The organism is Dyadobacter sp. CY347, from assembly GCF_021502655.1.
In the GTDB taxonomy this organism is placed as follows: Bacteria; Bacteroidota; Bacteroidia; order Cytophagales; family Spirosomataceae; genus Dyadobacter.
Genome location: NZ_JAKFFT010000002.1, coordinates 1029130 through 1051959 on the forward strand (window position 1 = coordinate 1029130; position 22830 = coordinate 1051959).

Genomic DNA, 22830 nt, shown 5'->3' on the forward strand with positions numbered 1-22830 from the left:
AGCTAAATTTCAGCGACCAGTCCATGAGCCGATTTTACCTGCATTGTATTTTTGTTTTACTGACTTTTTCTGCCTGTCAAAAAAAGTCGGAATCGCTATTCAGCCTGCTGAGCCCGCAGCAGACCGGTATTGATTTTTCCAACGACATCCGTCAGACCGATTCGCTTAACATTTTAAAATACATGTATTTCTATAATGGAGGCGGCGTGGGCCTGGGTGATATTAACAATGACGGACTGACGGACCTTTTCTTTTCAGGAAATATGGTTTCTTCCAAATTGTATCTCAATAAGGGCAACATGCAGTTTGAAGACATTACCAACAAAGCGGGCATTGCCACGAACGGCTGGTGTACAGGGGTTGCAATGGTTGATCTGAACGCAGACGGGTTACTGGATATTTATGTGAGCCGCGCAGGCAGTCCCGACCCGGCTATGCGCGCAAACCTGCTTTTTATCAACAAAGGAAATAATACGTTCGCTGAATCGGCGGCAGATTACGGACTGGCGGACACCGGTTACAGCACGCAGGCCGCTTTCCTGGATTATGATCAGGATGGCGACCTGGACGCTTACCTGCTCACGCATGACCATTCTCCGCGGGCAGTCAACAACCTCATGCCGATCAGGTCACACGGAGAGGCAGCCAATACAGATAAATTGTTCAGAAATGAGGGCAATGGTGCAGCAGGCCATCCGGTTTTTAAAAATGTTTCCGCAGAAGCCGGCATTCTGATCGAAGGTTACGGCCTGGGCGTGGCTGTAAACGATCTGAATGGCGACGACTATCCGGATATTTATGTCGCCAATGACTTTTTGAGCAATGATTTGCTCTATATCAATAACCGCGACGGCACTTTCACCAACCGCATTGGAGAATATATGAAACACCAGAGCTATAATGCAATGGGCGTGGACGTGTCGGATTATAACAATGATGGTTTTCAGGACATTGTGGTGCTGGACATGCTGCCCGAAGATAACTACCGGCAAAAGATCATGGCGGCAGGAATGTCCAATGAAAAGTTTGATTTCATGAGGCAGATCGGTTACCAGCCGCAATACATGCGCAACACGCTGCAACTCAACAATGGTAACGGCCATTTCAGTGAGATCGGCCAACTTGCCGGCATTGACAAAACCGATTGGAGCTGGGGCCCGCTTTTCGCCGACTTTGACAATGACGGCTATCGCGATTTGTTCATCAGCAACGGACATTTGAAGGACATGACCGATAAGGATTTTATCAAATACAGCCAGCAAACGACGATGTTCGAGGAGAAGGACGAGGCAAATGCGAAGCTGCTTAAACTGATGAACAACCTGAAAGGCGTCAAAGTCCCAAACTATGTGTTCCGAAACAACGGAGATCTTACATTCACGCACGCAACCAACTGGGGCATTGATGAGCCGTCCTTTTCGAATGGCTCCTCCTATGCCGATCTTGACAATGACGGAGACCTGGACCTTGTCGTCAATAATGTCAATGAAAAAGCATTTATATATCAAAACGAATCGCAGAAGCTTGGTAAAAACAACTGGCTGCAACTTTCGCTGAAAGGCGATAGCCCGAACCGTCAGGCATTGGGCGCGAAGGTGAGGCTTCATTATCAGGGGCAAATGCAGGTTTACGAACATACATTATACCGGGGGTTTCAGTCGACGGTGGGTAACATTGTTCATTTTGGTCTGGGCAATGCCAACAGGATCGATACACTGGAAATCCGCTGGCCCGATGGGCGTGTGCAGCAAATGTTAAATATAAATTCCGGGGAGCGCCTGGTTTTGGAACAAAAAAATGCATCGCGGAAATTAAAAAGCATTACTAAACCAATCCTGCCCATTTTCAAAGAGGTGAGCAATGAGTACGGGCTTAATTACACACATTTGGAAAACGAGCACCTGGATCTTGCAACGCATGTTCTGATGCCACAAACTTACTCGACGACCGGGCCCTCGATGGCGGTGGGAGACATGAATGGGGACGAGCTCAATGATCTGGTAATAGGCGGCGCCGCAGGTTTTCCTACTGTTTACTTTTTGCAACAAGCCAATGGGCGCTTTGTCAGGAGGGAACTCTCGGTTGACAAGGAAAAGGAAGATGCCGGAAGCTTGCTTTTTGACGCGGATGGTGACGGTGATAATGACCTGTATATAGCCAGCGGCGGCAGCGAGTTTAATGCAGGTTCCGCCCTTTACCAGGACCGGCTTTACAAAAACGATGGTAAAGGGAATTTTACCAAAGACGCCGCCGCGCTCCCGCCGATGCTTGCCAGCAAGTCCTGTGTGACGGCAGCAGATTTTGACGGCGACGGCGACCTCGATTTGTTTGTGGGAGGACGCCTTGTGCCAGGCAAATATCCGGCAGCTCCCGAAAGCTATATACTGCGCAATGATGGCGGAAAGTTTACCGATGTAACTGCAAAGGTCTGCCAGGAAATTCGTCACATCGGCATGGTCAGCTCCGCGTTATGGACGGATTTCGATAACGATGGCTACACCGATCTGCTGGTGGCCGGTGAATGGATGCCCGTGCTGTTCTTCAAAAATAAAGGCGGCAAACTCGTTAATGTGACCGCCTCAACTAATCTGGGCAACACCTCGGGCTGGTGGAACAACATCCGGGGCGCTGATATGGACAATGACGGCGACACGGATTATATACTTGGGAATATGGGCACCAACACGCCTTTCCGGGCTTCGGCCTCGGAACCGCTGACTGTGCACAGCGGTGACCTGGACGGGAGCGGGCTGCATCAATCCTTGCTTTCCTGGTACATTCAGGGCAAAAACTATCCATGGCCTTCCCGGGATGCCCTGCTGCGCCAAATGCCAAGGCTCGGCAAACGCTTCTTTTTGTATGACGAATACGCCAGGGCAACGACCCAGGACGTGATTTCTCCCGAACTGCTTCATAAGGCCACCGTATCAAAAGCAAGCTATTTTTCCTCGTCCTACATTGAAAATCTGGGAAAAGGTAAATTCAAAATAAAAGCACTCCCCCTGCAGGCGCAGTTCGCCCCGGTTCAAGGCATCGTCATTAGAGACGTAGACGGCGATGGTAATACGGACCTGATCCTTTCGGGAAATTCTTATGCGCCGGATGCTTCAATCGGGCGGTTCGATGCAATGCAGGGATTGTATTTAAAAGGCGATGGGCACGGGAATTTTGCGCCCGTGCCGCAGGCCCTGAGCGGATTAATGCTGAATGGTGACAACAGATCTCTCGTCGAGCTGATCACGAAGGATAAAAAAGTGCTTTTGATAGGCGCAAGCAATTCCGGAAAGCTGGAAGTGTACAAGCAGCTTCAACCTCAGTAATCCAGCCTGACTCACTAACATTCCAAGCGCTTTTTTCATCTAAAATGAAAAGTTATACCGCAGAGAGAATGCTGTGCCCGGCAGATTATAGCCTCGTTTTTCGTAATAATTCTCGTCGGTTACATTCGCAATTTTAACCCCTAATGAATGATGGGAATTTACTTTGAATGAAGCAGCAAAATCAATAACAGCATAGCTCGGATATTCAATTTCCGGATTGATGGGATCGGTATAATCAATGTCTTTCCGCTGGCCTACCGACCTTCCGGAGAGCCGCATTTGCAGCCACTTTTGATTATTATATTCAATGCCATAATTGAATGTATTCCTGGCCACATTCTGAATGTCGCGTTCCACCGCAGAGGCATCTGTTCCGACGATCAACTCCTTGGCTTTCAGCAAAGAAGAACCTGTAACGAATGTTTTGAATGAGTAACGATAGTTTTGAAATACACCAAAATCAAAAGCAAGCTCCGTTTCGATTCCCTGGATTGTAGCGTCTGCCGCGTTGACAAATGTGGCTCGTGAAACGATGACTTCGCCATTGTTTTGCGGTTCATTAACCACATTGATAATCTTGGCAATCCGATTATCCACTTTGGTTGAAAAGTATGTGAGGCCGACCGTAAATCCTGAACTTGGCTTCATATATTGAAATCCAAAATCCCAGCTTAAACTGCTTTCATTCTTTAAATCCGCATTTCCGGCTGTGACTGCAATTCTGCCTTTTGCATCTTTTACTTCATTATAACCTGCGACTGAGTAAGCGTCCGTCGTGACAAATGCTCTTCCTGTTGCGACTTTCAACCTAAGATTCGAAGTAACTGCATAATTAATCCCCAAGCTCGGGCTGACGAACGGAGTGTTTCTTTTTCCCGCCTGATAAGTCGGCAAGAGCGCTGTTTCTTTCACATTAAATGTAATGTTGTCATAGCGTACACCCGGTTGCAGCGTCCACTTTTTGTAATTCAAAAGGGCTTGCGCATAAAATGCTGAGGAAGTGATTGCATAAGCCGGTTGCGTTGGCGCCCGCTCGGTGGTGTCATTGCTCCATCTCCGGCTGCTGGTTTGGGCATTCAGATAGTCGTAACCCAGCATGATCGTATGTTTTCCAATTTTCCAAGTGTCCTTCACCTGCGCGCCGGTCCATTGGTTTTCGCCTTCTGCCGAGCGAAAAGGAGTGACTGGTTTTCCTGCAACATTCAATGTGAAGTTTCGAGTGTTTTCCTGCGCGTGAAAGATTTTAACACTTGCCTCATGATCTCCTATGTTACCCGAAACGGCCAGATCAACCGCATTCCTATCATTATTTTTCTTGCTCGCTTCCGTGCTTCCCGACGAAATTTCTCCCGGTGATTCCACATCCCTGGCCACAAAATTTTCCCCGCTTACATCAAACCGCCAGTTTTTACTCAGCTGATATCCCAGTCGCGCCCGGCCCGTGTAATAATGCAGATTGGTGTATGGCCGCCGCTGCCCGTCCGTAACCGTTTCGTCCACTTGCTCGACCGGAATGTTGGTATAATTCTTCTGCGCATTTTGAAATCCAAACAAATTCCGGAGCAAGTTATCCTGACCTATTTTATAATCCTTGGCACGTTGAAAATAAGCGAATGAAACGTCGTAATCGAGCTTTTTGGTCAAATTTCCGCCCGCATTAAGACCCGCCTGCACGGTTGCAAAACTCCCATATTCAAGAAATGCATTTCCACTCGTCGGTCCCTGAGATTTGGTGCGGATAATGTTAATCACCCCGCCCATTGCTTGCGAGCCGTATAAAGATGACGCTGGTCCTTTGAGGACTTCGATGTGCTCAATGCCAATTAAGTTAATCTGCGACAGATTAGTAACACCGGCCGGCCGACCATCAATCAGAAGCAATGTGCGCTGATTTAATCCTGAAAACTGCGGCCGGAAACCACGTATTCCGATGCCTGATGAAAGATTGGGATATTGAATCACATCAACCGCCGCAAGCTTCCGGACAATGTCGGTAATGTCCGCTGCGGGTGTGAGTTTTAGATCTTCGCTGGAAATGATCGAAAGCTGTTGCGCGAGCGTTTCTTTTCTGGTTTCAAAGCGCGTTGCAGTAACGACAATTGGGTTTAGCAGATTCGTTTTGCTGGAATCTACAATGGTTTCCTGTGCATTTGCAGCAAGAGAAAGCGCCAGCAATGCTGCTGTTTTGTAAGTAAATGTTTTCACTATTGAATTGAACTAATGAGCGTGATTGCTCCGATTATGATGGAAAATGTGCCTACGAGATAATTGACGATCCGAAAAAATTGCTCGCGTTTCGAAACGTATTTGCTGATGGATAATGCGAAGAAATATCCGTAAGCGGACATGGAGAGAATGATGCCCACACTTTGAATAACGATGATCCAGACGGCAGTCTGCGCGTCGCTGGCAGCAAGGGTAAGCGCCACTGCGCAAGCCCCGCCCGTGCCCGCCAGTCCATGCACCATACCAACCCAAAAAGAGCGGCTAACCTTCTGCGGCGCATTCGTGAAAATTCGTGCATCCCGTGGCAAAAAATTGCGCCGAATCGCCACAATCCCCAGACAGATCATCAAAGGTCCCACCAGCATTTCAACCTTCCCCGAAACTTCGAGGGAAATCTGGGATTTAAGCAGCAGCACCAAAATAGCAAATAAAACCAGGCTCAAAGAATGTCCCAGCGCCCAATGCATTGACCGCCAAATGAGTTTCCAGCGCCGTGCCGGGCCTTGCTTTTCATCAATGGCCAAAACGGAAACCGCCGCCATGTGATCGGGTTCAAAAGAATGCTGGATGCCTAAAAGAAGGGAGTCAACAAGTAGAAAATTAACCATAACAATCGAATAAAGTTTAGCCTGAAAGGCAGTTCACTTATCCGGATTGAAAACAGGAGCATACACGAGGAAGGGCATAAGCCGGGAACGGCCTGCCAACATCCTATCGCCTTTCTTCCCGAAAGCAAAACGGATATTTTCAACTGGCAGGTCTTCTGGCTCGTTCAACTCCTAACGCCTTCCCGGGTGACCAGTGGCATCATGTCAGAAGCTTATATTTTGAACTTACAGCAGCGGGAACTGCTCCGGAATTACACCGGATTCCCTTTTAATTCCACCAAAGGCGGAAACCAAATGAAGCGGCAAAGCTAGATGTTTTTAATTTACATTGTTAACATTTACCATATCTTTGCGCCCTTTACGAGTTCTTTACTTTATTTTTTTCCAACAGAAATAGGTTTTACTAACCAGTAAATTAATAGGGAATCGTGTGAGAATCACGAGCTGTCGCGCAACTGTAAGTAACGCAAAAGTTTATATCAGAAGATGTCCACTGGGAGCAATTCCGGGAAGGACGATGTAAATGTTACAAGTCAGGAGACCTGCCTTTTTTCAAAGTTGACGATGCTTTCGCGGGATGAAGCAAGTCGGTCCGGATATCTGTTTTTGCGGTTTTGCTAACCCACAAAACCAACAGGCGTGCTCCTGCAAGACATTCTGCCTTCCGCTTCTGATTGCATCGTAAAAATGCTGCAAGGGACTTTTAACTCATCTAATCATCAGTTAAAAGTATGCAAACATTTACGAACCGCTGTTCGCGAACTAACAGCGCCAGAATTACCAATTTAAAACTTCAATTGTCCGCATCGTTGCTGCTGATAACAGCCGCAAGTTATGGGCAAACGCAGGATCACAAGGACACGCTCACCAGCACAAAAGACCTTTCCGAAGTCGTGATCAGCAGGGCAAAGCAACAAGCTTTCTCCGGGGTCAACAAGATCAATGTTCCACTGCGCGACCTGCCCATTACCACATCCAATGTTTCGGTAAAAACGATCGAGCAGCGGGGTGTTGATGATCTGGGAGAGGCCATGAAAAACACGACCGGTGTGCGGGCCAATAACACCTATGGCGGCTTTCAGCATTTCACAGTTCGCGGGTTTGCAAACTTCGTTTTACTAATCGATGGTGTGCGCGATGAACGCCACAACATTTCCACGAGTGCGCCCAACACGAACTTGGCTAATGTTGAATCCATAGAAGTTTTGAAAGGCCCCGCTTCGGTTCTTTTTGGACATTCTGCCCTTGGTGGAATTATTAACATTGTTAGAAAACGACCAACCGCTGATTTTAAGGCTGATTTCTCTGCAAGCTACGGAACTTTCAACACCAGACGCATGCGCGCAGGAGCAGGCGGAGCGATCAATGACAAGCTGCGTTACCGGGTTGATTTTGGCATGTCGGATACGGACGGTTACCGCCAATCCGGCTCAAATACGAACAATGGTTACTTAGCGCTCGAATACGCGCCAACCAGTAAAGACCTGTTTTATCTGACGATCGGGGCGAACAAAGATATCTATGACACGGATGCTGGAATCCCGGTTTTGGAAGGAAGCAAAGTTGCACCGGGGATGAATGTGAACACGCGTTACAACGATCCGCAGGATTTTCTCAAACATACGCGCTATGATTTCCAGCTGAAATACACCCGCCAGCTTGCAAGCAATCTGCGCTTGTCCAATCAGCTTTCTTACTATGATGATAACATCAATTATTTTTCAACTGAAGAGCTGAGTTTAAATGCAACCCAGGATTCTCTGACTCGCTCGTTTCCCTTTTACTTCAATCACTTGACGAAGCCATGGCAGAACCAGCTGGAACTGACCTATGACTTCATTACAGGAAATGTTGAGCACAAGTTACTGGCCGGATATTCGGTGAGCATCCTTGACCGGAAAACGTATAATGGCGATGTTTTCGGACCTGGATTGAATGCGACAATTCCATTTAACAATCCCATTTTGAACCAAGGTTACCTCGGCATTGAAGACTACAATTACCGCGCGACCATGGAGAATGTGCACGGGATTTATTTACAGGATTTCGTCCGTTTTTCAGATAAATTAAAAGGTCTGGCCGGGCTGCGTTACGATATTTTTGACGGCACTTATTATACCAATAAAGTGGATGCGGACCGGAACATTACCGAGCACGGCGTGAAATCCAGCATTTCAAAATCAGCACTGACTTACCGTCTTGGATTGGTGTATCAACCCGTCGAGCCGCTGTCCGTGTATGCCTCTTACTCTACCTACTTTAAGCCTTCCCGCCGCGTGGCACCGAATGGTGAAACGTTTGATCCTGAGACTGGTTACCAAGGTGAAATCGGCAGCAGACTGGAAATCTCGCGCAGATGGGCGGGTAATGTTTCACTTTATTATATGCGCAAAAACAACCAGGTCGAAGCCCTGCCAGGCGGCGTTTTCCGCAGGATCGGATCAGCGGAATCGAAAGGTTTTGAATTTGAAGTCCAGGGCAATCCTGCACCTGGATTAGATATCAATGCAGGTTACACATTGACCAAAGCCAAATATCTGCAACATGCTGGCGGAGAGGTGAATCCTGTTGCGGGTAAGGTTGCTTCGTTTGCCCCAGAAAACATGCTGAATGCGTGGGTCAATTATGAAATTCAAAATGGCGCGATCAAAGGACTAAGCGTCGGCGCGGGCGCTAATTATATGGATGAAACATTCACAAACAGCTCCAATTCTTTCGCATTGCCAGCTTATACGGTCATTGATGCAGCTTTGGGTTATCGCGTCGGACGCATTGGCATCCGGTTGAATGTGAACAATTTATTCAATGAAAAATATTTCGCCAACGCCATTTTTGCCAATCAATTTTCGCCCGGCGCGACGCGGAATCTTTTGGTTAGTGTGAAGTATAGTTTGTAGCATCAAATAGTGGCAAACAAAAAAATCATGAAATCACACTTCCTCATCTCCGCACCATCAAGCAACTCGGGTAAAACGACAGTTACCCTGGGCTTGCTGCGCGCGCTCAGCAAGCGGGGATTAAAAGTGCAGCCATTCAAATGCGGCCCGGACTACATTGACCCCCTTCACCACACGCATGCATCGGGAAATGTGAGCATCAATCTGGACACATTCATGGCTTCCAAAAGTCATGTGCAGGAACAATATCAGTCATATTCGCAAGCTGCGGATGTGTCAGTTACGGAAGGTGTCATGGGTTTGTTTGACGGGGCGCACAAAATGAAAGGCAGCAGCGCAGAAATTGCGGAACTGCTCCATATTCCCGTAATCCTCGTCATGGATGCCCGTTCAATGGCCTATTCCGTTGCGCCGCTGCTGTTTGGTTTGAAAAATTTCAGAAAGGAAATCAATGTTGCAGGCGTGATTTTCAATTTCGTCAATACAGCCTCACATTATAGTTTTTTAAAGGATGCATGCGCGGATGTGGGCATCGAGCCGCTGGGTTATTTGCCAAAAAATGAAGAACTAAAAATTCCTTCTCGACATTTAGGACTGCACATTTCCGAAGAGACAGATTATGAAGCGATTATTGAAAATGCAGCATGTGCAATAGCAGAATCTGTTGACCTGGATCGCTTGTTAGAAATTACAAAAGCTGACAAGCAGGAAGCCGTTAGCAAACCCATTTTTTTACCAAAGCAAAACCAAAAAATAGCCATTGCCCGAGACGAAGCATTTGCATTTACTTACCATCAGAACATTCGGGTTTTATCCTCTTTGGGTCAAATAGAATGGTTCAGTCCGCTGCATGATTCTGTTATGCCGACTGCTGATTTCTTGTATTTGCCGGGCGGCTATCCGGAATTATACGCAGATGAGCTAAGCCAAAACCACAGCATGCGCCAAAGCATTCAAGACTATTGCGAAAACGGCGGACTGACTTATGCTGAATGCGGGGGATTAATGTATTTGGGTGAAAATTTGACAAACTCCCAGGGAGAAAAATTTGCGATGGCCGATGTATTAAAATGCAGCACGACTATGCAAAACACGAAGATGACGCTCGGTTATCGCACTGCGCAATGGGCGGATTTGGAATACAAAGGTCACGAGTTTCATTACTCGGATTTTGAAACAAATGACCTGGGAAATCTGCCGATACAATGCCGAAATGCAAAGGGCATTGAAACAGACACCAAGCTTTACAGACACAAAAACACCTTCGCCTCTTACATGCACGTGTACTGGGGTGAAAACGGAAACTTCATCAAAAAACTGCTGAAACTGAGCGCTAACAGCTGATATGAAAGAAATCAAACGCCAACGAATTACCCGTGCAGACGGCAAGTCAATCAACCTCGTGCAGCGCAGGGGACATTTGTCGTATTGCTATAACGCATGCTGCTGCGGGCGGGTGGATAGGGGATATGCGCCCGTTCCGGTGGAGCTTTACAAAAGCGAGTGGCTCAAACGCAAGCTTCGCAACAAGGTGCACATGACCAAAGGCGGGTGCCTGGGTCCGTGTACACTGGCGAATGTAGTGACGCTGCTCTTCGACGGACATTCGGTCTGGTTTCATTCCATTAATAACGACTGGCAGATCCTGGCAATTTTTGATTACATCGAAAGCATGGTCCAGGCCGACCGCTATCTCGTGCCACCCGCCGACCTGGCGGAATATGTATTTCAATTTTACACCTGGAAAGGCTCTGAGAACGCCACATTAGCCGGACTTGTCGCCCAGCCGACAGAAGGGATCGTCTTTCTAACCCATGCGGATACGGATCTTTTAGCGTTGGACCGCGCTTTACAAGTTTTGCCCGAAGATTTCCCTAAAACAATGGGCATGAGCCTTACAGGCATCAGAAGCGAAGAACAAATGGCGCAGCTCCTGGAACGTGAACTGGCTGAGGCAAAGATCATTATCGTGCGGATTCACGGCAGGTTAAGCACAATTCCGGGATTCAGCCAGCTGGTTAATCTGGCTAAGCAGCGTGAGCAATATCTGATCGTCGTAAGTGGAACCGGAGAATTGAACCCGGAATTTACGGCCGTTTCCACAGTCACGCCCGATGTTTTGCAGGAAACATTGCATTACTTAAATGCAGGCGGTTATGCCAATTTGTTTTCACTATTGTGCTATCTGTCAGACCATTTGCTCATTACAGGCTTCGGAGCCGAGCGGCCTGCCGCACTGCCCGAGCACGGCATTTATCATCCCGATTTACCGGAAAATGCAGACATGGCGGATTGGCTTAAATATTACAATCCGTCGCTGCCGACGGCTGGATTAACATTCTATCGCGCACATTGGATCAGCGGAAATACGAGTTTCGTTGACACAATGATCCGCTCGCTGGAAGACCGGCAGATGAATGTGCTTCCTGTTTTTACATCTTCTCTAAAATCCATAGATCCGCAAACGGGCAAACCACAGGCATTTCAGTATTTTCAAGAGCCTGTGAAGCTCGATGTGCTGGTCAACACGATATCTTTTGCCATGACGGACGTTCAGCCTGCGGGGATGGTTAGCAAACCGCAAACATCTCTGACAGCGCTGGACGTGCCGATCTTACAAGCCATTACGAGCGGCATGAGCCGCGGTCCGTGGGAAACTTCTTCGCGCGGTCTGAATCCTTTGGACACCGCGATGAATGTCGCCATTCCCGAATTCGATGGCCGGATTATCACCGTGCCCGTTTCATTTAAGGAAAAGGGCATGAGCAGCAAAGGTTATCTGGCAGTGGAAGATCGCGTGGATCGGGTCGCTGGATTAGCAGCGCGTTTTGCGAGGCTGCGACATTTGCCCAATAGCAAAAAACGCATTGCTTTTATTTTTACAAATTCAAATACAAAAGCTTCGCAAGTCGGAAATGCAGTGGGGCTGGATGCGCCGGCTTCGTTGATGAATATTCTAGGTGCGATGCAAGCGGAGGGTTATCAGATCAACAATCTGCCCGGGTCAGGAACTGCATTAATCCATGAACTCATCGACCGCTGCTCCTATGACGAAAATTATCTGACCCCGCAGCAACTTGCCCTGGCGCCAGGCCGCGTTGCGATTGACCAATACAAGGATTGGTTTGAAGAACTGCCCGAAAAAGCACGGCAAAAAATGACCAAACAATGGGGGCCGCCGCCGGGTGAAACTTATTTGCATGATGAGCACATTGCATTGGCCGGACTCGATCTGGGGAATGCATTCGTAGCGCTGCAACCGCCCCGCGGCTACGGCATGGACCTGGACGCCATTTACCACCAGCCCGACTTGCCGCCGACGCATCATTACTATGCATTATACCGCTGGCTGCGCGACGACTGGCAGGCTGACGCGATCGTGCATGTAGGTAAGCATGGCACATTGGAATGGCTGCCGGGCAAAGGGATCGGGTTGTCAGAAAATTGCTTTCCGGATGCGTTTCTGGCCGATATGCCGCTGTTTTATCCGTTTATTATCAATGATCCGGGTGAAGGATCGCAGGCCAAACGCCGTGCACATGCAGTGGTTGTGGACCATTTGATGCCGCCGATGACTTCGGCAGACACCTATGGCGAACTCGCGCAGCTTACCCAGCTCGTGGACGAATATTATCAGGTCGAGAGTCTGGACCCGGCGAAGTTGCCTTTGCTGCAAAGACAGATTTGGGAGCTTATCAAACAAACCAACTTCGACGCCGACCTATCGGCCATGCTCAGCCGTGACCATGGTGATCATAAACACGATTGGGATGATGAAATGACGCCAGAAGGCGTGCCGGTCAGCATTGCAGAGATGGATGGAAAAGATGTGGCGCATTTGATTGAGGACATTGATGGCTATTTGTGCGAATTGGGCGCGGCACAGATCCGAAACGGTCTGCATACTTTGGGCGAAATGCCGCTTGGACAGTCGCTCGTCGATACACTGCAATCGCTGACTAGGTTACCAAATTCGGATGTGCCCGGATTGCAGTCCGAAATGGCGGCATTGTTTGATATCGATTTGGAAAATGTTTTGTCCAAAAAAGGGGAGCGTTTAATGAACGTTTCTCCACTATTACAGCAACTCGCAGGCCGCCCGATTCTGACGGGCTCGGATGCGCTGGATACATTTGACGAGCTGTCGGAGCATTTGTTTTCTTTATTAAAAAAATATGAATTCAATGCTGATTCGATTGATCAAACATTATTTGAAACACTGAACATCTTGCCTGATGATCGGAAGATCGCTGGAATAAAGAAAATCCTTTACTTCGTCTGCAAACATTTGGTGCCTAATCTGGCAAGAACTGAAGACGAAATTCATAATCTATTGCATGGGCTTAGCGGTGGTTATGTTCCTGCCGGCCCCAGCGGCGCACCGACCCGTGGAATGGCGCACATTTTGCCGACGGGGCGCAATTTTTACGCAGTCGATCCAAGGGTTTTACCCTCAAAAGCCGCCTGGGAAGTGGGCCAGCAGCTTGCTAAGGAAGTGCTCGACCGGCATTTGAAAGAAACCGATCGCTATCCGACGCGGGTGGGCATCAGCATTTGGGGGACGAGCGCCATGCGTACACATGGCGACGATGTGGCCGAAGTGCTTGCGTTGCTGGGCGTCCGGCCTGTTTGGCAAGCTGAAAGCCGCAGGATTACAGGTGTGGAAATGATCCCGCTTTCAGGGCTTGGCCGTCCGCGCATTGATGTCACCATTCGCATCAGCGGCTTCTTCCGCGACGCATTTCCGCATTTGATCGAACTGATGGATGAGGCGGTGCAAATGGTGATTTCAGCCGATGAGCCGTTGGCTGAAAACTTTGTGCGAAAACATTATCTGGAAGACCTTATTGATTTACAAAAAAATAATAGCCTTTCCACCGACGAAGCCGAAGAACGTGCCGGTTACCGGATCTTCGGCGCAGCGCCGGGAAGTTATGGCGCGGGAATCCTGCCGCTTATCGACGAACGAAACTGGGAATCTGACGCTGATTTTGCAAAAGCTTATCTGAATTGGGGCGGCTATGCGTATTCGCGAAGTGCTGCTGGCGTGGACGCCCGACAAGAATTCAGCAATCAGCTTGCAGGCGTCGAAATTGCCCTGCACAACCAGGATAACCGCGAACATGACATTTTCGACAGCGACGATTATCTGCAATTTCACGGCGGCATGATTGCCACCATCCGCAACCTCACCGGCAAGCAGCCGCGCCACTATTTCGGCGATTCCCAGGACCCGGCCCGACCCGTTGTCAGGGATTTGAAAGAAGAAACATTGCGCGTTTTCCGGACACGGGTCATTAATCCCAAATGGATTGAAAGCATCAAAAAACATGGCTACAAAGGTGGTTTGGAACTGACGGCAACGGTGGATTATCTCTTCGGCTACGACGCCACGGCAAATGTTGTGGATGACTGGATGTATGAAAAAGTGGCGGAAAGCTATGCATTAGACAGTGCTATGCAGGATTTTTTAGCCCAAAGCAATCCCTGGGCATTGCACGCCATTTCTGAGCGACTGCTGGAAGCCGTGCAGCGCGGGATGTGGGCGGCGCCTTCGAAAGCGGTTTTGGAGGGGTTAAAAGAATTGTATTTAAATAGTGAAGCAGCCGTAGAAACCAGAACAGAATAATGCATTTATACCCATTTACAGCCATCGTCGGGCAAGAAAAGTTGAAGCTGGCGTTGCTCCTTTGCGCGGTGAATCCCGGCATCGGCGGCGTGCTCATTAAAGGTGAAAAAGGCACTGCCAAAACAACTGCGGCACGCGGCTTGCAAGCGGTGATGCCTTTGATCAATGATCTGGACAATGAAATCCCCGTCCCTTTCGTGGATCTGCCTATCGGCGCTTCCGAGGATCGCGTGCTGGGAAGCCTTGATCTGCAAGCCATTCTTTCAGATAAGAAGAAACAATTGCTTCCAGGACTGCTTGCAGCTGCTCATCGGGGCATTTTATACATTGATGAAGTGAATCTGTTGCCGGATCATCTGGTCGATATTTTGCTGGATGTGGCTGCTTCGGGTGTGAACACGATTCAGCGGGAAGGCATTTCTGCGAGCCATCCTGCCAAGTTTATTTTGATTGGCACGATGAATCCGGAGGAAGGCAACTTGCGGCCACAGTTTCTGGACCGGTTTGGTTTGATGATAGAAGTAGGCGGGGATTTTGATGTAGTATCAAGAATAGAAGTTGTCCAGCGCAGAATGTCGTTTGAAGATGATCCAGAGGGTTTTATACAGCATTGGGAAAATCCACAAACAGCTTTGAAAGCCAAAATAAGCACTGCGCAAAGCTTGTTGCAATCTGTTGAAATGCCGGCCGGACTGCTATCCCTGATTAGTCAATTATGCATTGAATCGGGCATAGCAAGCCTCCGGGCTGATATTGTGATGTGCAAAACGGCGATCACGATTGCAGCTTTGGAAAATCGCACATTGGTTAATGCTGCCGACATTAAGCAGGCAGCAGAGCTTGTGCTTCCACACCGCAGATCCAAGAAAATGCCGCCTCCAAATCCTGGTCAATCACCGAATTCTGATGATCAGTCGTGTAATGCTGATAGCCAATCTTCTGAGCCAAAGAACGACCAACTGCCTGGCGAGCATGGCAATGACACTGCTGAAAGTGCGCCAGGCGAAGCAGAGTCAAACTCAAATGAACCCAATGCTGAGGGCGAATGCGGGGAGGGAGCGTGTGGAGATAATGCGGATGAAAAACAATTTGGGATAGCCTCTAATGTGCAGGCTCCAACCTTAAATGCTATGCCTTCTGGAAACATGACTGAATGGCTCGAAGGGCGGAGAAGCAAAGCTTCCGGCACGCCAAAAGGAATCAAGATACGGACGGAAGCGAATGTGTCTGCAAACAATATAGCTGTGACAGAAACGCTGCTGAACGCCATTGTGCGTGATCCTAATGCGCTGTCAATCAGAAAGGAAGACGTTCACCATGCCGTCAGAGCGGGCAAAACGGGACATTTGATCTTATTTGTCGTTGATGCCTCAGGATCAATGTCAGCTGGGAAGAGGATGGAGGCGGTGAAAGGAAGCGTGCTGAGCCTATTGAATGATGCTTATCAAAAAAGGGACACTGTCGGCGTGATCGCGTTTCGGGGTGTGGAAGCAAATGTTTTGCTGGCGCCTACTTCCAGTGTCGAACTGGCTGAAACGGCATTAACAAATCTTCCAACCGGCGGCCGCACGCCGCTTGCCCACGCATTGCAGCTTGCGGGTGAGTTGTTGCAGCAGCATGCACGGAAATCGGATTCCACGCCTTTGCTGATTTTGCTCAGTGATGGAAAAGCCAATGTGCCGCTGGCAGGCGGTGGCGATGCTTGGGCACAAGCGCTCGAACTGGCGGTTGCGATCCGGCATTCGGGCGTGCATGCAATGGTTATGGATACGGACAGCGGCTTTTTGCGGATGGGTAGGGCGGCCGAGTTAGCTGTTGCTTTGGGTGCGGAATGCTTGTCCCTCGATGAAGTTTCCGAACAAAATTTGACCAAAACCATTTCTTCCAAACTGAAACTGCAAGCCCAATGAGTGCATTAACGTTTGATGACAAGATAAAGAAGCTGCGGCCGATCATGTTTGTTGGTACAGGCTCCGATGTGGGAAAAAGTGTCATTGCAGCTGGATTTTGTAGAATATTCAAGAAAGATGGTTTCAGTCCGGCCCCGTTTAAGGCACAAAATATGTCGTTGAACAGCTATGTAACAGCAGACGGACTTGAAATGGGACGCGCGCAAGTGGTTCAGGCGGAAGCTGCGGGCATTCCTTGCCAGTCGGATATGAATCCGGTGCTTTTGAAGCCAACGAATGATCGATCTTCACAGGTGATCTTGAATGGAAAGGCAGTTGGGAACCAGTCGGCCTACGAATACTTTATGGCAAATGACCGGCGGGAATTGTTTGCTGCGGTGAAAGAGGCATTTGACAGACTTTCAGAACAATATAACCCGATCGTCCTCGAAGGCGCAGGCAGCATTTCAGAGCTTAATCTCAAACATAGGGACATTACCAATCTCAGAATGGCCGCACATGCAGGGGCTGCGACTTATCTGATCGCCGACATTGATAAAGGAGGCGTTTTTGGCAGCGTTTACGGAACCATAGCATTGCTTTCGAAAGAAGAGCGTGCGCTGATGAAGGGGATTATTATCAATAAATTTCGGGGTGACGGTCGGCTTTTTGAAGACGGAAAACGCATGCTCGAAGAACTTACGGGTCTGCCCGTCGTCGGCCTATTGCCGTATTTCCGCGACATTCACATTGACCAGGAAGACTCTGTGTCACTTGAAACGAAATTCCGGCAATCCACAGCGGGTAAGGTGAATGTAGCCGTTGTGCTGCTGCGTCGACTATCCAATTTCACCGATTTTGACAGATTGGAAAGCGACGAACGCGTCAATTTATTTTACAGCCAGGACCCGGCTGAGATTGAAAAAGCCGACATTATTATCATTCCAGGCAGCAAAAACACCATTGAAGATATGCTCGCGATCAAAAACAATGGCGTCGCCACCGCTATTTTAAAATCGCATAAGTCAGGCAAAACCGTCATCGGCATTTGCGGCGGTTACCAAATGATGGGCACCGAAATTTCCGACCCGCACGGCGTGGAAGGCAGCATTGAAAAGATCCCCGGACTGGGCATTCTGCCGGTCGCGACCGAGCTGCAAAACAGAAAAACGACAACCCAATGTTCTTTTTCATTTTTAGAAAATCCGGCTCAATGCACAGGTTACGAAATTCATATGGGCTTTACAAAAATCCATGCAGCCGCATCGCCCGTAGCCACATTTGAAGATGGCCGGCAGGATGGCTTTTTGCTTAATGTAAAAACCTGGGGCTGCTACATTCATGGCATTCTGGACAATGATCACGTCATTGAATTTTTGCTTAAACCGTATGCCGCCAGTCTGGAAAAGCCACGTGCTTCTATCCATGATTTTAAAGAAGAACAATACAATAAGCTGGCGGACATAATTCGTCAAAATGTGGATATGGACTTGATTTACAAAAGCTTAATCATAAAATCAGAAGTATGCTGACAGGACACGGAGACGATGCCTACCGCTACGAACGCGAAATTATAGCCGATTTTAGCACCAATGTCTGGCACGGCGGAACACCGGCTGGCTTGAAGGCATATTTGTGGGAAAATATGGATCGGATTGAGCGTTACCCGCAAGTTTTAGCCGAAAATCTAACCCAAAAAATTGTCAAGCATCACAATCTGGCTGCCGAGCAGGTGCTCGTTTGCAACGGGACCACCGAAAGCATTTACCTGATCGCACAACTGTTTTCCGGCAGCAAAACCACGATCCTGACGCCCAGCTTTGCCGAGTATGAAGATGCGTGTCAGATTTTCAATCACGAGCTAAGTTATTTGCCCTGGCTGCAAGCCCTGGAAATGCCGCAGCTTCGGTCGGACGTTGTTTTTATTTGTAATCCCAATAACCCCACAGGCCGCTATTTCGCGGATCTGCAATTTTGGATCAAAAGAAGTCCGGGCTGCATTTTCGTCATCGACGAGGCATTTATTGATTTTACGGAAGGCTTGGAAAGTGCCATTGATTTGGTGAAAAAATATAGGAATGTTGTCATTCTTCGCTCGCTCACAAAGACTTACTCAATTCCTGGATTGCGGCTGGGTTATCTTTTGGCAAATGACGAAATCATCAGCCAGTTGACTGCTATCAAGCAACCCTGGACGGTTAATGTCATGGCGCAGGCTGCGGGGGAATTCATATTTGAACATTATGATCAGGTGCAATTGCCTATGGCGACGATTTGGAAGGCAAAAGCAGAATTCGTAAACCAGCTCAGACAGAATGAGGCAATCGTCGTCGAAGAAAGCGAAACCCATTTTTTCCTTTGCAAAACATTGGTTAGAAATGCCGCGCAGCTCAAAGATTTTTTAATCCAAAATCACGGCATCCTGATCCGGGACGCGGGCAACTTTCGCAGTTTAACCCGCCAGCATTTCCGGCTGGCCACGCTGACGCCTGAAAAAAACCAATTACTCATCGAAGCGCTCAAAGCATGGACCAAGCTGCATTACTGATCATTCCACTATTAGCAGGATACGCGCTGGACCTCTGGCTCGGTGATCCCGAAACCTGGCCGCACCCGGTGAAGGTCTTTGGCAACCTGATCGCCTGGGGGGAGAAGCGATTGAATAAAGGATCGTTTCGGTTTTTTAAAGGGGCAATGTTGACAGTTTTCCTAGTAGGCGGCACGTTCATTATATTTTATGTCATTCGTGCCTTATTGGCGGACGCCGCTGCGGCGCATTCGTGGCAAATAATAGCATTTAACACGATTTTCGTCTGGTATGGCCTTGCTAATAGGACTTTAATCAAAGAAGGCAAAGCCGTATTCGAGCAACTAAGCAAAAACGGCTTACCCGCCGGAAGAATCCAACTTTCCCGCATAGTAGGCCGAGACACTTCCAATCTCACGCAAAACCAAGTCCGCATCGCCGTTCTGGAAACGATGTCCGAAAACCTCAGCGACGGCGTTGTTGCACCACTGTTCTACTACATGCTTGGCGGCATTCCCGGGATGATGACCTATAAAATGATCAACACCCTCGACTCGATGATTGGTTATCGAAGCGAGCGTTATGAGCAATTCGGCAAGTTTGCCGCCAGACTCGATGACCTGGCTAACCTTATTCCTGCTCGGTTAACCGCATTTTTAATGGTTTTGGTCACATTCAGCGGACGCGGATTGGACCACATTCTCAGATTCGGGAACAAGCACAAAAGCCCAAACGCCGGTTACCCGGAAGCCGCGCTCGCAGGCATTCTACATTGCCGGTTCGGCGGCCCGAATGTATATCATGGCATGCTGGTTGAAAAACCTTATGTGGGCGAAAATGAGCGTGAAATAGAGGATAAAGAAATTGTATTTGTAAGTCGCATTAACCATTTGGTTTGTCTGTCGATGGTGGCGATATGTTGTTTTTGGTTTGTTTTAAAAAATTTGTAATGCCCTCATTTGTCATCACCGGCGGGCCGGGATCAGGAAAAAGCACATTGTTGGAAGCACTTGCAGAATTGGGGTATCTAACGGTTCCGGAAGTTTCCCGCGAGCTGATTCGCGATGAAGTGGCTGCTGGTGGAAACTGTTTGCCTTGGATCAATTTACCTTGTTTCGCTCGGCGCTGTATGGAGAGAATGCAAGCTGATTTCCATCACGCCAGCCCGGCTCAAACGGTCTTTTTTGATCGCGGATTGCCTGACATCATCGCATATCTCAATGTTGGGAAAAATGACATTGATCCGGATTTCCTGGAAGCATGCGTTGCCAATCGATACGAAACCAATGTGTTTATAGCGCCGCCTTGGGAGGAAATTTATGTCAATGACGACGAACGCTGGCAAACATTCACAGAGGCTTCCGCATTGTATGAAGCTATCCAAAAAGCTTATAGCAGTCTTGGTTATCAGCTGATTGCGCTTCCAAAGATTCCGGTTTGCGAAAGAGCGGAATTTATTATCAAACAAATTTCAAAATGAAGTCAAAGATCAATCTCATATATGCATTGTTCCTGCTAACGATTCTCGTGCGTTGCAGCAGTTCATCCACGCTCTATGAAAAAAACGAACTGCGTAGGGAAGGCAATGCAACATTCAAGGACAAGATCACGATCAAACATGCAAAGGGCTTTTCGATCACTTATCACAAAAATTATAAGGTGCTTAAAATCATCAGTCCGTTTGAAAAACAGGCGGATACTGCGACTTATTTGTTGATTCCGCGCGGGAATGCACGTCCCGCAGGCTATCCTGAAAGCCAGCTGATCGAAATTCCCGTTCGGAGTTTGGTGGCCATGTCGTCCATGCACATTGGACTTATTGGATTTCTGGAAGCAGAAGACGTCTTGACCGGTTTGAGCAATTTTCAATATGTGTCTTCCGAGCGCGTGCAGAACCGGATTAAGGCAGGGCGCATTAAGGAAGTAGGGAAGGATCAGGGGCTCAATGAAGAATTATTAATTACGATGCAGCCTGATCTGGTTATGGCGACAGGCAGTCCTGTTTCAAAAATGGATCGCTTCAATGGTTTGAAAGCTGCGAAAATTCCGATTCTAGTGAATTCGGAATGGGTGGAAACAACGCCACTCGCGCGCGCCGAATGGGTGAAGCTCATGGGCGCATTGCTTAACAAGGAGGACGAAGTCAACCGGCGTTTTGAGAAAATAGAAAAAGAATACAATCGTCTCGCAGCAATAGGCGCGAATGCGGCCACAAAACCCAGTGTCATCACGGGCATGAACTCACGCGATGCGTGGTTCGTACCGAATGGAAACAGTTATGTATGCAAGTTTTTGAAAGATGCCGGGGCGAGTTATTACTGGGAGAAAACCAAGGCGACAGGCAGTTTGCCCCTCAATTTTGAAGCCGTTTATCCAGTCGCGCTGGGTGCGGATTTTTGGTTAAATGTGAGCATTAGCAATGTTAAAACCACACAGGACTTGCTCGCCAAAGACACGCGTTATGCCGATTTCAAAGCATTCAAAACAGGAAAAGTGTATGGTTATCACCAGCGGACCAATCAGCAAGGCGCCAATGATTACTGGGAATCAGGAGCGGTGAATCCACAAGATGTCCTGGCTGATTTGATCAAAATCCTGCATCCGGAGCTTTTGCCGGATCATGAACTCATTTATTATAAACAACTCAAATGAAAATTTACACAAAAAAAGGAGATAAGGGCACGACAGGCTTGTTTGGCGGGAGCCGCGTGGATAAGGATGATGTGCGCGTGGAATGCATGGGAACCCTTGATGAAGCGAATTCAACGATCGGTTTGTTGCGTGTGAAGCTGGGTGTCGAACATGAATGGCAGGCGAATCTGCACAAAGTTCAGAAGGATTTGATGGATATGATGTCGCATCTGGCCAGGCCATCTGATGCCAAAAAGGAAAATAAAAACCCAATGCCCGTGGATGGCGCTGCATTCTGCGAAACGTGGATTGACGAGCTGGAAGCGGCAATGAGTTCGCCTTCGGACTATTTTTTGCTACCCGGCGGAAATGAAGTGTCGGCGCTTTGTCACATTGCCCGGACTCAGATGCGGCGCGGTGAGCGCAGACTTGTTTCGCTCATAAAAACCGACGAGGTGCACGAAGCAATTCCAGCCTACATTAACCGCTTATCCGACCTCTTTTTTACCCTCGCCCGCGCGGAAATGGACAAGGCCGGCGTGGCGGAGGAAAAATGGCAATTGTTTTTATATAAACGTTTTAAAAGCGCCGAATAAATGATCATTTACATCAGCGGCGGCGTCAGGAGCGGGAAAAGTCGGTATGCGCAGGAGATGGCATTACGACTGAGTGAAAATCCTATTTACGTTGCCACGGCCAAGATCTGGGATGATGACTTTGCCCAACGCGTGCAGCTTCACCGCGATGATCGTGGGCCTGAATGGTCACTTTTCGAGCAGGAGCTGGATCTGCATTTACTGCCGCTGGAAAATCGGGTGGCAGTAATTGATTGTGTAACGCTTTGGTTAACAAATCTTTGGATGGAGCACGAGCAGAATATGGAGCAAACATTAACTGCATTTAAATCTGAAATTGACGCACTTTATAAAATAAATGCACAGCTGATAATTATATCCAACGAGATCGGGATGGGCGTGCATCCGGAGACGGAGTTAGGGCGGAAGTTTGCGGATTTACAAGGCTGGGCCAATCAATATGTTGCTTCCAGAGCTGATCAAGCGATTTTTATGGTTTCCGGCCTGCCACTTCAATTGAAATAAAAT

Annotated in this window: 14 protein-coding genes and 2 riboswitches; of the genes, 12 read left to right on the plus strand and 2 right to left on the minus strand. The window is 48.3% G+C overall.

The window, feature by feature from the left end; genetic code table 11:
* The first annotated feature begins 23 nt into the window (after positions 1-23).
* Positions 24-3320: a VCBS repeat-containing protein gene (locus L0659_RS05140; protein ID WP_235124623.1), complete on the plus strand. Its 3297-nt coding sequence runs from the start codon at positions 24-26 to the stop codon at positions 3318-3320.
* 39 nt (positions 3321-3359) lie between these two features.
* Here the strand turns inward: L0659_RS05140 and L0659_RS05145 are convergent, their stop codons facing one another.
* Positions 3360-5525: a TonB-dependent siderophore receptor gene (locus tag L0659_RS05145; RefSeq protein WP_235124624.1), complete on the minus strand. Its 2166-nt coding sequence runs from the start codon at positions 5523-5525 to the stop codon at positions 3360-3362.
* Positions 5525-6154 carry a cytochrome c biogenesis protein CcdA gene (locus tag L0659_RS05150; protein ID WP_235124625.1) on the minus strand — a complete coding sequence of 210 codons (630 nt, stop codon included), beginning with the start codon at positions 6152-6154 and terminating at the stop codon, positions 5525-5527. The genes L0659_RS05145 and L0659_RS05150 overlap by 1 nt, the downstream gene beginning before the upstream one ends.
* A 127-nt stretch (positions 6155-6281) precedes the next feature.
* Positions 6282-6464: riboswitch (cobalamin riboswitch) on the minus strand.
* Between the two features lie 68 nt (positions 6465-6532).
* Positions 6533-6719, plus strand: a riboswitch (cobalamin riboswitch).
* A gap of 166 nt (positions 6720-6885) precedes the next feature.
* On the opposite strand from L0659_RS05150, the gene L0659_RS05155 reads away from it, so the two are divergent.
* From L0659_RS05155 to cobU, 11 genes are read left to right on the plus strand one after another with little or no spacing between them, the layout of a single operon-like run.
* Positions 6886-9051 carry a TonB-dependent siderophore receptor gene (locus tag L0659_RS05155; protein ID WP_235124626.1) on the plus strand — a complete coding sequence of 722 codons (2166 nt, stop codon included), beginning with the start codon at positions 6886-6888 and terminating at the stop codon, positions 9049-9051.
* A gap of 27 nt (positions 9052-9078) precedes the next feature.
* Entirely contained in the window at positions 9079-10395 is a 1317-nt protein-coding gene (locus tag L0659_RS05160) for a cobyrinate a,c-diamide synthase (RefSeq protein ID WP_235124627.1), read from the plus strand.
* 1 nt (position 10396) lies between these two features.
* Positions 10397-14680, plus strand: coding sequence for a cobaltochelatase subunit CobN (gene cobN, locus L0659_RS05165; RefSeq protein WP_235124628.1), 4284 nt, complete (start codon positions 10397-10399; stop codon positions 14678-14680).
* The gene (locus L0659_RS05170) at positions 14680-16590 is read left to right on the plus strand and encodes a magnesium chelatase subunit D family protein (protein ID WP_235124630.1); all 1911 of its coding nucleotides are present in this window, start codon (positions 14680-14682) and stop codon (positions 16588-16590) included. The genes cobN and L0659_RS05170 overlap by 1 nt, the downstream gene beginning before the upstream one ends.
* Positions 16587-18101, plus strand: a complete 1515-nt coding sequence (locus L0659_RS05175; RefSeq protein ID WP_235124631.1) for a cobyric acid synthase — start codon at positions 16587-16589, stop codon at positions 18099-18101. Before L0659_RS05170 ends, L0659_RS05175 begins: the two co-directional genes overlap by 4 nt.
* On the plus strand, positions 18095-19117 hold the full coding sequence (locus L0659_RS05180) for a histidinol-phosphate transaminase (RefSeq protein ID WP_235124632.1): 1023 nt from the start codon (positions 18095-18097) through the stop codon (positions 19115-19117). Before L0659_RS05175 ends, L0659_RS05180 begins: the two co-directional genes overlap by 7 nt.
* On the plus strand, positions 19096-20046 hold the full coding sequence (cbiB, locus tag L0659_RS05185; RefSeq protein ID WP_235124633.1) for an adenosylcobinamide-phosphate synthase CbiB: 951 nt from the start codon (positions 19096-19098) through the stop codon (positions 20044-20046). Before L0659_RS05180 ends, cbiB begins: the two co-directional genes overlap by 22 nt.
* Positions 20046-20576 (plus strand): AAA family ATPase, encoded by a 531-nt coding sequence (locus tag L0659_RS05190; protein WP_235124634.1) that lies wholly within the window; start codon positions 20046-20048, stop codon positions 20574-20576. Before cbiB ends, L0659_RS05190 begins: the two co-directional genes overlap by 1 nt.
* Positions 20573-21748 carry an ABC transporter substrate-binding protein gene (locus L0659_RS05195; protein ID WP_235124635.1) on the plus strand — a complete coding sequence of 392 codons (1176 nt, stop codon included), beginning with the start codon at positions 20573-20575 and terminating at the stop codon, positions 21746-21748. The genes L0659_RS05190 and L0659_RS05195 overlap by 4 nt, the downstream gene beginning before the upstream one ends.
* Positions 21745-22323 (plus strand): cob(I)yrinic acid a,c-diamide adenosyltransferase, encoded by a 579-nt coding sequence (locus L0659_RS05200; RefSeq protein ID WP_235124636.1) that lies wholly within the window; start codon positions 21745-21747, stop codon positions 22321-22323. Before L0659_RS05195 ends, L0659_RS05200 begins: the two co-directional genes overlap by 4 nt.
* Positions 22324-22827: a bifunctional adenosylcobinamide kinase/adenosylcobinamide-phosphate guanylyltransferase gene (gene cobU, locus L0659_RS05205; RefSeq protein ID WP_235124637.1), complete on the plus strand. Its 504-nt coding sequence runs from the start codon at positions 22324-22326 to the stop codon at positions 22825-22827.
* The last annotated feature ends 3 nt before the right edge of the window (positions 22828-22830 follow it).